Raw genomic sequence first — 8,368 nt, forward strand, 5'->3', positions numbered from 1 at the left:
CCGCCGTTGCCGGCCAGCGGGAAGTACGGGTCGCCCGCGCCGGACGAGCCGGCCGACGGTGGTGCGGCCGCCCCGAGCAGCGCCACCAGGGCGACGGGGACGGTTCCGAGGACGAAGGTGCGTCTGACGGCCTGAGGCACGTGCGCTCCTGCGGTTGGGGGTGGCAGACGGCTTCACACTAAGGGTGATCCCGGTGGAACTCACCCTGGAGCCGGTCAAGTCGTGCCGCTCCCCGAAGTACGCTCCCGGCACGTCACCACCCCCGTGGAAGGGCCCCGCCATGAGCGTTCGTGTGCGCCGCGTCTACGAGTCGCCCGAGCCTGAGGACGGCGTACGCGTCCTGGTCGACCGGCTGTGGCCGCGCGGCCTGTCCAAGGACGCCGCGCGGGTGGACGAGTGGCCCAAGGCCATGACCCCGTCGACCGAGCTGCGCCGCTGGTACCACGCGGGTGAGGGGTCCTACGAGGAGTTCGCCGGGCGTTACGAGGCGGAGCTGGCCGCACCCGAGGCGGCCGAGCTGCTGGACCACGTGCGCGAGCTGGCCCGCAAGGGGCCCCTCACGCTGCTGACGGCCGCGAAGGCTCCGGAGGAGAGCCACGCGGCCGTACTCGTACAGCTGTTGGGCTGAACGGCTCTCAGCCGGTCTGCTGCGCCGCCGCCCGTCCCGCCGCCCGCCCGGAGAACAGGCAGCCGCCGAGGAAGGTGCCCTCCAGCGCGTTGTAGCCGTGCACGCCGCCGCCGCCGAAGCCGGCCACCTCACCCGCCGCGTACAGACCGCCGATCGGGTTGCCGTCGGCGCCCAGGGCGCGGGAGTCAAGGTCGGTCTGGATGCCGCCGAGGGTCTTGCGGGTCAGGACGTGCAGCTTGACGCCGATCAGCGGGCCGGCGGCCGCGTCGAGGATGCGGTGCGGGGTGGCGACCCGGCCGAGCTTGTCGCCGATGTAGCGGCGGGCGTTGCGGATGCCCTGGACCTGGGCGTCCTTGCTGTACGGGTTGGCGATCTGGAGGTCGCGGGCCTCGATCTGGCGGCGCACCGTGGCCGCGTCGAGGAGCGGCTTGTCCGTCAGGGTGTTCATCTTCTCGACGAGCTGCTCCAGGTCCGGCGCGGTGACGAAGTCCGCCCCGTTGCGCAGGAAGGCGTCGACCGGCCCCGGGGCGCCCTTGCCCAGCACGCGCTCCTTGAGGAAACCGACCCGGTCCTTGGCGGTGATGTCGGGGTTCTGCTCGGAGCCCGACAGCGCGAACTCCTTCTCGATGATCTTCTGGGTGAGGATGAACCACGAGTGGTCGTAGCCGGCGATGTCCTCGGTGGTGCGCAGGTACTTCAGGGTGCCGAGGGTGTCGTAGCCGGGCAGACACGGGTCGGGCAGCCGGCGGCCCAGGGCGTCGAACCACATGGAGGACGGTCCGGGCAGGATACGGATGCCGTGGCCGGGCCAGATCGGGTCCCAGTTCTGCACGCCCTCGGTGTAGTGCCACATGCGGTCGCGGTTGACCAGGCGGACGCCCGCCTCCGCGCTGATGTCGAGCATGCGCCCGTCGACGTACGCGGGAACGCAACGCCGGTGACCATCTCGCCGGGCGGGGTGCCGAGGCGCTCGGGCCAGTAGCGGCGGACGATGTCGTGGTCGGCGCCGATACCGCCGGTGGTGACGACGACGGCCTGGGCGGTGAGTTCGAAGTCGCCGACGCGGTCGCGGTTGGACTGCACGCCCCGTGCCGAGTTGTCCTCGGCGAGGACGGTGCCGCGCACGCCGCGTGCCTGCCCGTCCTCGATGACGAGTGCGTCGACCTGGTGGCGGTAGTAGAAGGTGAGCAGACCGTCGCGGGCGGCCTGCTTGGCGTAACGGACGAACGGCTCGACGACGCCCGTGCCGGTGCCCCACGAGACATGGAAGCGCGGTACGGAGTTGCCGTGACCGTGTGCGCGCAGGTCACCGCGTTCGGCCCAGCCGACGGTCGGCAGGAACTTGATGCCGTGCCCCTCCAGCCAGGTCCGCTTCTCCCCCGCCGCGAACTCGACATAGGCGCGCGCCCAGCGCACCGCCCAGGAGTCCTCGTCGTCCTCACGGTCGAACTGGGCGCTGCCCTGCCAGTCGCTCCAGGCCAGGTCGAAGGAGTCCTTGATGCCGAGGCGCCGCTGCTCCGGGGAGTCGACGAGGAAGAGCCCGCCGAAGGACCAGAAGGCCTGACCGCCGAGGTTGGCGGCGTTCTCCTGGTCGACCAGCGCGACCCTGCGGCCCCGGCTGGTCAGTTCGTGCGCCGCGACCAGGCCCGCGAGCCCCGCTCCGACGACAATGACGTCGGCATCCATGGCGACCGTCCCTTCCTCATACGGTGGTGTCGCTGCCGTCGGTCAGCAGCGCGGTGAGCAGTTGCCCCAGCCAGGCCCGGGCCCGCTCGAGGTCCCGGTCAAGCAGCAGTTGCGTGGTGACCCCGTCGTACGCGGCGACGACGGCGTGGGCGGCCCCGTCGAGGTCGCCGAGGACGGCGGGCAGTGTGGTGTGGCCCTGCGCCCGGGCCAGCCGTTCGGCGACCGCCCGGCGCAGCCGCTCCCGGTGCTCCAGCAGGGTCTGCGCGACGGCCGGTTTCCGGGCTGCGTACACCAGGAAGTCCGTCTTCACCAGGAGCCAGTCCCGGTCCAGGAGCAGCACCTCGGTGACGCGGTCGACGGCGGCGGGCACGTCGAGATCGGGTCCGTCCAGGGCCAGCGCCCCGGAGACCTGGTCGGCGATCAGGTCGGCCCGCTGCCGGTAGAGGGCGAAGAACAGCTCGTCCAGGCTGTCGAAGTTCGAGTAGAAGGCGCCGCGGCTGTAGCCGGCGGCCTCGCAGACCTCCTCGATGGAGACCCGGCCGAAGCCCTTGGCGGCGAAGACCGCGAACGCGGCGTCCAGGAGGTTGGCGCGGGTGCGGACCCGGCGCTTGGTCACGCGCTTGGTCGTGCCCTCCAGTGCCATGTCCGGCCCTCCGTTCGATACGGGAATGTATCCGATACAACGATGTATCGAAAGAGTCGGGGTGCGGCGACGCCACGCGCGATGGGAACATATTTTCGAATCAGGAGTACGCTGGATCCATGACCACGCACCTCCAGGCCTCGCTCTTCGACCAGACCGACGAGCTCCGCCTCGGCCGCCTCGACGGGATCCGGCGGACCGCGCTCGGACACGGTGCCTGGATCGACGTACTCCCTGGTTGGCTCGGCGGCTCCGACGCGCTGTTCGAACAGCTCGCCTCCGAGGTTCCGTGGCGGGCCGAGCGCCGGACGATGTACGACCACGTCGTCGACGTACCGCGGCTGCTCGCGTTCTACGGCGTGGACGACGTACTGCCGCACCCGGTGCTGACCCAGGCTCGCGAGGCGCTCACCGCGCACTATGCCGAGGAGCTGGGCGAGCCGTTCACCACGGCCGGGCTCTGCTTCTACCGCGACGGCCGCGACAGCGTCGCCTGGCACGGCGACCGGATCGGCCGGGGCGCCCGTGAGGACACCATGGTCGCCATCCTCTCCGTCGGCGCGCCCCGCGATCTGCTGCTGCGCCCGATGCGGGGCGGCAGTGCCGTGCGCCGCCCGCTGGGCCACGGCGACCTGATCGTGATGGGCGGCTCCTGCCAGCGGACCTGGGAGCACTCCGTACCGAAGACCACGCGCGCCGCGGGACCGCGCATCAGCGTCCAGTTCCGCCCGCACGGCGTGCACTGAGGCAGTGAGGCGGCTGCTTCGGAAGCACGCGGGGGCTGCCTCCGGCGGACGGCGCCGGAGGCAGCCGTTCCTCCGGGCGGGGCCTGACGACCGCGTAGCCGGTCTTCGCGAGGGTCCTCCCGCCACCGGACCCGCCGACTCCGGCCCCTACTTGTTCTGTTTTGCTGTGCCTGTCGAGCAGGCACCTCACCCCTCGGGACGATCATGCAGACGGACGTGCGGCAAGTCGCCGACGGCACCTACCTGGTGCACGGGAGCAACACCAACTGGGTGATCCTCACCGACGGGGACGCCGTCACCCTGGTCGACACCGGCTACCCCGGGGACCGCGAGCAGGTGCTCGCCTCCCTTGCGCAGGTGGGCAGTTCACCGGAGGCGGTCGCGGCGGTACTGATCACGCACGCCCACAACGACCATCTGGGTTCGGCCGAGTATCTGCGCGCCACGTACGGCACGCCCGTGTACCTCCATGACGCCGAAGTACCGCATGCCCGCCGGGAGTTCCTGCACCAGGTGAGCGTCGGTGACGTGGTGAGGAACGGCTGGCGGCCTGGTGTCCTGCCGTGGGCACTGCACGCGATCCGCTCCGGAGGCACGGCACACGTCCCGGTCACCGATCCCGAGACGTTCCCCTCCAAGGGCGCGCTCGACCTGCCGGGCCGGCCGGTCCCCGTGCACACGCCGGGCCACACCGACGGACACGCCGCCTTCCACCTTCCGGACTCCGGCGTACTGATCTCCGGTGACGCCCTGGTGAGCGGCCACCCGACCTCGCGGGTCAAGGGCCCTCAGCTGCTGCCGGACATGTTCCACCACGAGCGCGCCCGTGCCGTGGCCTCGCTGGACGTCCTCGCCACCCTGGAGGGCGACCTCCTGCTCCCGGGCCATGGTCCGGCGCACCGCGGTCCGGTCCGTGAATCGGCACTTCAGGCCAGGGAGCGCGCCCTCTAAGGTGAGGTGACGATCACCCGCGAGGCGAGGACGAACGGCCCATGGCACTGCAGATCAGCGCGACGAACCCGGAGCACCCCGCGCTCCTGCTGGAGCTGCCGTGGGACGTGCCCCTGGAGGAGTGGCCGGAAGAGGTCCTGGTCCCGCTGCCGCGCGGCATATCCCGGCACATCGTGCGCTACGCCCGCGCCGGCGACGAGGTGATCGCCGTCAAGGAACTCGCCGCGCGGCCCGCCCTCAACGAGTACGACATGCTCCGCGACCTCGACCGGCTCGCCATCCCCTCCGTGGATCCGCTGGCCGTGGTCACCGGCCGCACCGACCAGAACGGCAACCCGCTGGAGTCCGTCCTGGTCACCCGCCATCTGGGCGGCTCGATGCCGTACCGGTCGATGTTCGAGACGACGATGCGGCCGGCGACCATGCACCGCCTCATGGACGCCCTGGCCGTCCTGCTCGTACGACTGCATCTGGCCGGGTTCGCGTGGGGCGACTGCTCTCTGTCCAACACCCTCTTCCGCCGGGACGCGGGCGCCTACGCCGCCTATCTCGTCGACGCCGAGACCGGCGAACTGCAGCCCCGGCTCAGCAACGGCCAGCGCGAGTACGACCTCGACCTCGCCCGGGTGAACATCAGCGGCGAGCTCCTCGACCTGGAGGCCTCCGGGGCGCTGCACCCCTCCGTCGACCCGATCGAGTTCGGCATGGAGATCTGCGCGCGCTACCGCGGCCTGTGGGAGGAGCTGACCCGCACCTCCGTCTACCCGGCGGGCAAGTACCACTACATCGAGCGCCGGATCCGGCGTCTCAACGAGCTCGGTTTCGACGTGGCCGAGATGCAGATCGAGCACGCGGCCAACGGTGACACGGTCACCTTCGTGCCCAAGGTCGTGGACGCCGGCCACCACCAGCGCCAGCTGCTGCGGCTGACGGGCCTGGACACCGAGGAGAACCAGGCCCGGCGGCTGCTGAACGACCTGGAGAGCTGGATGGCCACCCAGGACGACTACGCCCCGGGCGACCCCCTCGGCGCCCGCCCCGAGGTCCTCGCCCACCGCTGGGTGCGGGACGTCTTCCGCCCGACCGTGCGCGCGGTGCCGCTCGAACAGCGCGGGTCGATGGACCCGGCCGAGATCTACCACGAGCTGCTCGAACACCGCTGGTACCTGTCGGAGCGGGCGCAGCACGACATCGGCCTGGACACGGCGGTCGAGGACTACATCGCGCACGTCCTGCCCAAGGCGCGGGAGACGCTCCAGCCCACCGTCGAGAACTGACTCAGACGGGCGGGACGACCGCCACCGGGCACTCCGCGTGATGCAGCACGCCATGGGCGACGGATCCGATCCGGGCGCCCACGGCGGTGCGGTGGGCGCGCCGGCCGACGACCATCAGCTGGGCCCGCCCCGCCACCGACAGCAGCACCTGTCCCGCACTGCCCATCTCGACGTGCTCCACCACCGGGACGTCGGGGAAGCTCGCCCGCAACGGCTCCAGGGCCGCGCCCAGCGCCTGCTGCTCGCGCGGCTCCAGACCCCCGGCCTCGTCGAGCAGCTTCAGCGAGCCGGGGCTGTAGGCGAACACCGGTGGCAGGGTCCAGGCCCGTACGACACGCACTGTCGCCCCGCGCGACGCGGCGGTCTCGAACGCGAACCGCAGGGCGGCGGCGCTGTCCTCCGGCTCACCCTGCTGGCCTACGACGACCTCGCGGCCGGCGGCCTCGGCGGAGGGCTGGTCCCCGGCGCGTACGAGCACGACGGGCCGCGTGGTCCCGGCGATCACCTGCTGGCCGACGGAACCGAGCAGGAACCCCACGACCGGCCCGTGGCCGCGCGAGCCGAGCACCAGCATCTCGGCGTCCGCCGCCGCGTCGACCAGCGTCTCGACGGTGCCGCCCTCCAGGACGTCGGTGGTCACGGTGAGCCCCGGGTACCGCCCGTTCACGGCCCGGGTCGCCTCGGTCACCGTCTCCCGCACCCACCCGGCCTGTGTGTCCGGGGTGGCCACCTCGACGGCGTCGTACGCCTCGAACCGCCAGGCCTGCACCACCCGCAACGCCAGGTCGCGGCGGACCGCCTCCCGGGCCGCCCAGTCCAGCGCGGCCAGGCTCTCCTCGGATCCGTCCACCGCTGCGGTGATCGGGCGCGTCATAGGGCTGTCTCCCTGCGTCGTCGTCACGTCGTCCATCAGGCCAAGTCTTCACTACGCTGCCCCCATGAGCCTGGAGTGGGAACAAGTGATCGTGGACGCGGCCGACGCGGCGGCGCTGGGCCGCTGGTGGGCCGAGGCGCTCGGCTGGGTGGTGGTCAACGACTCCGCTGAGGAGTTCGAGATCCGGCCGGAACAGGACCGGCTGCCGGGCCTGCTCTTCGTCCCGGTCCCCGAGGGCAAGACGATCAAGAACCGCCTCCACCTCGACTTCCGCCCCGACGACCAGGCCGCGGAGGTGGCCCGTCTCCTCGCCCTCGGCGCCCGGCACTGGGACGGCGCACAGGGCGAGTTCCCGTGGGTGACGCTCGTGGATCCCGAGGGAAACGAGTTCTGCGTGCTGGGCGAGCGCCGGTCGCATATCTGAGCGAAGCAGGGCGATCGAACATACGATGGGCCAGAGCCGACGCGATGCCGGAAACGCGGTACCGGGCGGCCGGACTCTCGGGGTGGAAGACGTATGGCACAGGCCGCCGAATCAGCGCGGACCGTCATCCTGACCGTGGACGACGACCCGGGGGTCTCCCGTGCCGTCGCCCGGGACCTGCGGCGGCGCTACGGCGAGTCCTACCGGATCGTGCGCGCGGAGTCCGGCGAGTCCGCGCTGGAGGCGCTGCGCGAGCTGAAGCTGCGCGGGGACCTGGTGGCGGTGATCCTGGCCGACTACCGGATGCCGCAGATGAACGGCATCGAGTTCCTGGAGCAGGCGCTCGACGTGTATCCGGGCGCGCGCCGGGTGCTGCTGACGGCGTACGCGGACACCAACGCGGCGATCGACGCGATCAACGTCGTGGATCTGGACCACTATCTGCTCAAGCCGTGGGACCCGCCGGAGGAGAAGCTCTACCCGGTCCTGGACGACCTCCTGGAGGCCTGGCGGTGCAGCGAGTACCGTCCGGTGCCCGCCACCAAGGTCGTCGGGCACCGCTGGTCGGCGCGCTCCTCTGACGTGCGGGAGTTCCTGGCCCGCAACCAGGTGCCCTACCGCTGGTACTCGACCGAGGAGCCCGAGGGGCAGCGGCTGCTGGCCGCCGCGGGCCAGGACGGACAGCGGCTGCCGGTGGTCATCACCCCGGACGGCACTCCCCTGGTCGAGCCGGAGGCGCCCGATCTGGCCACGCACGTGGGTCTGGCCACGACGCCCACCGCGGACTTCTACGACCTCGTCGTCATCGGCGGCGGCCCGGCCGGGCTCGGGGCCGCGGTGTACGGCGCCTCGGAGGGGCTGCGGACCGTCCTCGTGGAGCGGTCCGCGACCGGCGGGCAGGCGGGGCAGAGCTCACGCATCGAGAACTACCTGGGCTTCCCCGACGGTGTGTCGGGCGCCCAGCTCACCGAACGGGCCCGGCGGCAGGCGGCCAAGTTCGGCGCCGAGATCCTCACCGCCCGTGAGGTGGCCGGCCTGGAGGTGAACGGGGCGGCCCGGACCGTGCGGTTCTCGGACGGCTCCGCGGTCGCCGCGCACAGCGTGATCCTGGCGACCGGTGTGTCGTACCGGCAGCTGGA

Annotated in this window: 8 protein-coding genes and 1 pseudogene; 6 read left to right on the plus strand and 3 right to left on the minus strand. The window is 71.8% G+C overall.

The genetic code is table 11. The annotated features are described in order from the left end of the window. The first annotated feature begins 280 nt into the window (after positions 1–280). Positions 281–628: a DUF488 domain-containing protein gene (locus TN53_RS39830; protein WP_046263754.1), complete on the plus strand. Its 348-nt coding sequence runs from the start codon at positions 281–283 to the stop codon at positions 626–628. A gap of 7 nt (positions 629–635) precedes the next feature. On the opposite strand, the pseudogene TN53_RS39835 reads toward TN53_RS39830, so the two are convergent. Both TN53_RS39835 and TN53_RS39840 read right to left on the minus strand, forming a co-directional pair. Further along, positions 636–2,314: pseudogene (locus tag TN53_RS39835) on the minus strand (FAD-binding dehydrogenase). A gap of 16 nt (positions 2,315–2,330) precedes the next feature. Next, positions 2,331–2,957, minus strand: a complete 627-nt coding sequence (locus tag TN53_RS39840) for a TetR/AcrR family transcriptional regulator (RefSeq protein WP_046263747.1) — start codon at positions 2,955–2,957, stop codon at positions 2,331–2,333. Between the two features lie 119 nt (positions 2,958–3,076). On the opposite strand from TN53_RS39840, the gene TN53_RS39845 reads away from it, so the two are divergent. The 3 genes from TN53_RS39845 to TN53_RS39855 all read left to right on the plus strand — a co-directional run bounded on the left by TN53_RS39845 (position 3,077) and on the right by TN53_RS39855 (position 5,931). Then, positions 3,077–3,703, plus strand: coding sequence for an alpha-ketoglutarate-dependent dioxygenase AlkB (locus tag TN53_RS39845; RefSeq protein WP_046263748.1), 627 nt, complete (start codon positions 3,077–3,079; stop codon positions 3,701–3,703). A gap of 204 nt (positions 3,704–3,907) precedes the next feature. Next, positions 3,908–4,654: an MBL fold metallo-hydrolase gene (locus TN53_RS39850; RefSeq protein ID WP_046263749.1), complete on the plus strand. Its 747-nt coding sequence runs from the start codon at positions 3,908–3,910 to the stop codon at positions 4,652–4,654. A 41-nt stretch (positions 4,655–4,695) separates the two neighbouring features. Beyond that, positions 4,696–5,931, plus strand: coding sequence for a DUF4032 domain-containing protein (locus TN53_RS39855; RefSeq protein ID WP_046263750.1), 1,236 nt, complete (start codon positions 4,696–4,698; stop codon positions 5,929–5,931). A gap of 1 nt (position 5,932) precedes the next feature. Here the strand turns inward: TN53_RS39855 and TN53_RS39860 are convergent, their stop codons facing one another. Next, positions 5,933–6,805, minus strand: coding sequence for a universal stress protein (locus TN53_RS39860; RefSeq protein WP_046263751.1), 873 nt, complete (start codon positions 6,803–6,805; stop codon positions 5,933–5,935). A gap of 64 nt (positions 6,806–6,869) precedes the next feature. Here TN53_RS39860 and TN53_RS39865 point away from each other — a divergent pair, with 64 nt between their 5' ends. Both TN53_RS39865 and TN53_RS39870 read left to right on the plus strand, forming a co-directional pair. Continuing rightward, complete coding sequence (locus TN53_RS39865; protein ID WP_046263752.1) at positions 6,870–7,229, plus strand: VOC family protein; 360 nt, start codon at positions 6,870–6,872, stop codon at positions 7,227–7,229. A gap of 93 nt (positions 7,230–7,322) precedes the next feature. Then, positions 7,323–8,368 (plus strand): response regulator (locus tag TN53_RS39870; RefSeq protein WP_046263753.1); only part of this gene is annotated, 1,046 nt, incomplete at its 3' end.

Source organism: Streptomyces sp. WM6386 (assembly GCF_000972385.1).
Lineage (GTDB): Bacteria > Actinomycetota > Actinomycetes > Streptomycetales > Streptomycetaceae > Streptomyces.